Raw genomic sequence first — 3599 nt, forward strand, 5'->3', positions numbered from 1 at the left:
TGTGTGAGCGACAAAGTAAAAACCGGCGCAGAGGTCGCGGTTTTTTTATTGCAATAGGCCCGCCAGACGGGCCTGGTTCAGAAGAGATCGTCGGTAGAGACCGGACTATCGCCATCACCGTAATAGCCATCCTCACCATAGACTCTATTGCCGTCCGAGATGGGGGCCGAGTAACGGGTTGGCTCTGTGCCTTCCTTGAAATACTCGGTGGTGGCATTGCTGCCGTGAGTCAGGAGACCCGTGGTGGCGTCGACCGGCAGCTTGATGATGCCCTCCGGTACCGGCATCGGCTGCTCGGGCACCTTGTTGAGCGCCACTTTCATGAAGTCGATCCAGATAGGCTGTGCGGCGTTGCCACCGAATTCACCACCTGCTGTCTGGTCACGGCCCATGTTGGCGTTGTAGGCCACCCGGCCCAGGGCCCGCTGATGGTTGTCAAAACCTATCCAGGCGGTGGCCACCAGATTTGGGGTATAGCCGGAGAACCAGGCATCCCGCGATTCGTTGGTGGTTCCCGTTTTACCCGAGATGTCATGACGCTTGAGATCCCGCGCCGCACGCCAGCCGGTCCCCATCCAGCCACGTCCACCCCAGATGGCCGTGGTCAGGGTGTCGGAGATGAGGAAGGCACTCTGGGCACTGATGGTCTGGGGCGCCATGTTGTTCGGCACCACGGGGTCGATGGCACACTGTGCGCGCCAGTCACCCGGCACATTGAGGTAGGCCTCGGGTGCGTTCATATTGGCGGCAGCCAGGGCGCCGCAGCCGCGGCATGCCGCCGCCGGGTTGGCGGCAAACAGCAGGGTTTCAAAGCTGTCTCTGACTTCGTTGATGAAATAAGGGGTAACCTGATAGCCGCCGTTGGCGAGCATGGAGAAACCACGCACCACTTCCATTGGCGTGAATTCGGCGGCGCCCAGCGCCAGGGATTCATTGCGCTGAATGTGTTCGCGGGGGAAGCCGAACTTGATCAGGCCATCCATGTAGGTATCGAGGCCGATGGCACGCATCAGGCGCACTGACATCACGTTCTTGGATTTGGCGAGACCAATTCGCAGTGGTGTCGGACCATCGTAGACGGCCGGTGAGTTCTTTGGTTGCCACATGGGGCCTTTGGAAGGATCCCATTGGTTGATGGGGGCATCATTGATGATGGATGCCAGGGTATAACCTTGCTCAAGGGCGGTGGCATAGAGGAAGGGTTTGATGTTGGAGCCTATCTGGCGACGAGCCTGCTCGACTCGGTTGAATTTGGAGAGCTCGAAGCTGAAGCCCCCCACCAGACCTTCGATGGCACCGTCGGTCGGATTCATGGCGACCAGGGCCGCGTTGACGTCCGGGATTTGAGCCAGGATCAAGGACTCACCCTGTTCTCGTACCCAGATCTGGGCGCCGACTTTCAACACGTCTCTTGCACCTCTGGGCACATTGCCCTGGCGCGAATCGGTGATGAAGGCGCGAGCCCATTTGATGCCATCCCAGTTCAGCTCAGCCTGCTTGCCATTTTTGAGCACTATGCTGGCGCTCTTGTCCGCGAGCTTGGTCACTACAGCCGGGATCAGAGGATTGTAGGCAGGCTCCTTATTGAGGTGCGCGACTATCTGGTTGTAGTCCCATTGAGCCTCTCCCTCTTTCCAGAGCTGGGCGCTCGGGCCACGGTAACCGTGACGGGTGTCATAATCCGTGATGCCATCCAGCAGGGCCTGCTTAGCCGCTCGCTGGCGGTCGGCACTGACGGTGGTGTAGACATGCAAGCCCATGGTATAGGCGTCTTCACCGAACTGATCCACCATCTTCTGGCGCACCATCTCGGCCAGATAAGGGGCGTGGAGTGTGGTTTCGGCGCCGTGGTAGCGGGCCTTGATGGGCATCTTGCTGGCTTCGTCATACTGGGCCTGGGTGATCTTGCCGGTATCCAGCATGCGCCCCAGCACCACATTGCGGCGGGCGAAAGCGCGCTCTGGAGAACGGATGGGGTTGAGCATGGAAGGCGCTTTGGGCAGGCCGGCGATGATGGCGATCTCATCGAGCGTCAGCTCTTTTACATCTTTGCCAAAATAGACTTGGGCGGCGGCGCCAACCCCGAACGAGCGATAGCCAAGGGGGATCTTGTTGAGATAGAGCGTCAGTATTTCGTCTTTGGTGAGATTCTGTTCGATACGCCAGGCGAGGAAGACCTCTTTCACCTTGCGCACTATGGTCTTCTCATTGGTCAGGAAGAAATTACGAGCCACCTGCTGGGTGATGGTACTGGCGCCCTGTTGGGGTTTGCCCGAGACGGCCCAGACGGTGGCCGCGCGCAGGATCCCGATGGGATCTATACCGGGGTGCTCGTAGAAACGGGCATCTTCGGTCGCCAACACGGCATCGATCATGGACTGAGGGATATCGCTCAGTTGCAGAGGGATGCGACGGATTTCGCCAAACTGTGCGATCAATTCGCCGTCGCGGCTGTACACCTTCATGGGGGTGGCCAGCTTGACGTCACGCAGGGCCGAGACATCCGGCAACTGGGGTTTGATGTAGAAGTAGATACCGATGAGGCTGGCGACGCCAAGAACAGCACCGAACATCATCACTATTAACAGGCGTACGAGCCATTTCTGCATGGAAGAACTACCAATCGTCTTAAAAGTAACCAACAGGCGCAGAGTATACCCAAACTGCCCAGGAAAATTCGACATTTCCAAGCAGGGGATCGGCTGGCCAAAGAGCGCTCAGATTAGCATCCCGTACCCTTTTCACCAAGCTGCGCCAGAATGCCGGTTGTGCTGGCGATTTAGTGAAGATGTGTTATGGCTCTGATAATTAGGCAATTCTAGGTTGTGGTGCCACTCAATATGGAGTTAGCTGTTCTACAATCAAGACCACAACCCAATAACGCATGGATGTGTATATGGTTGGGCTATTCAAGAATGGAACTCTGATCCCCATGATAGGGGTTGATTTTGGCAGCCAGTCCCTCAAGGCGGTTACCCTGCATGGCAGCGCGAGCAAGCCCAGACTCGAGTCGATTGCCGATGTTCAAATGCCCAAAGGGGCCTTGATAGACTATCAGGTGCAGGACATCGAGAGGGTCAGCCAATCTCTCAAGACCCTCAAGCGCCAGCTGGTTGGCAGCAATCAAAATGTAGCGACCGCCGTGACCGGATCCAATGTGATCACCAAGGTGATACTGGTCGATGCGGGTCTTAGCGAGGGAGAGCTGGAAGATCAGGTGCAGCGGGAAGCAGAGCAGCTCATCTCCTACCCCCTTGATGAAGTCAGTCTGGACTTTGAGGTATTGGCTGGCGCTTCCGAGGCCACGCGCCAGCGAGTATTGCTCAGTGCAGCCCGAACCGAGAGTGTCAGCGGTCGGGTCAGCGCACTGGCCGAGGCTGAACTCACTGCCCGAGTGGTGGATGTTGGAGCCCATGCATTGGTCCGCGCCGTATTGGCCTGTCAGCCTGATCTCGCCAGCTTGGAAAAGCCCGTGGCCGTCATCGACATCGGGGCGAGTACCATGACTTTTGCCTCTGTGCAAAAGGGTGAAGTGACCTATTTTCGCTTGCAGAATTTTGGTGGTGACCAATACAGCCAAGCTATCTCCTCTTTTTATT

The 3599-nt window shown here is 57.4% G+C and carries 2 protein-coding genes; one reads left to right on the forward strand and one right to left on the reverse strand.

The window, feature by feature from the left end:
- Positions 1-77 precede the first annotated feature (77 nt).
- Complete coding sequence (locus G113_RS19495) at positions 78-2609, reverse strand: penicillin-binding protein 1A (protein WP_040319421.1); 2532 nt, start codon at positions 2607-2609, stop codon at positions 78-80.
- Positions 2610-2896: 287 nt separating this feature from the next.
- Between G113_RS19495 and pilM the strand changes: the two genes are divergently transcribed.
- A partial coding sequence (pilM, locus tag G113_RS19500) for a type IV pilus assembly protein PilM (RefSeq protein ID WP_005911218.1) occupies positions 2897-3599 on the forward strand: 703 nt, incomplete at its 3' end.

This window comes from Aeromonas molluscorum 848 (genome assembly GCF_000388115.1).
Taxonomy (GTDB): domain Bacteria; phylum Pseudomonadota; class Gammaproteobacteria; order Enterobacterales; family Aeromonadaceae; genus Aeromonas; species Aeromonas molluscorum.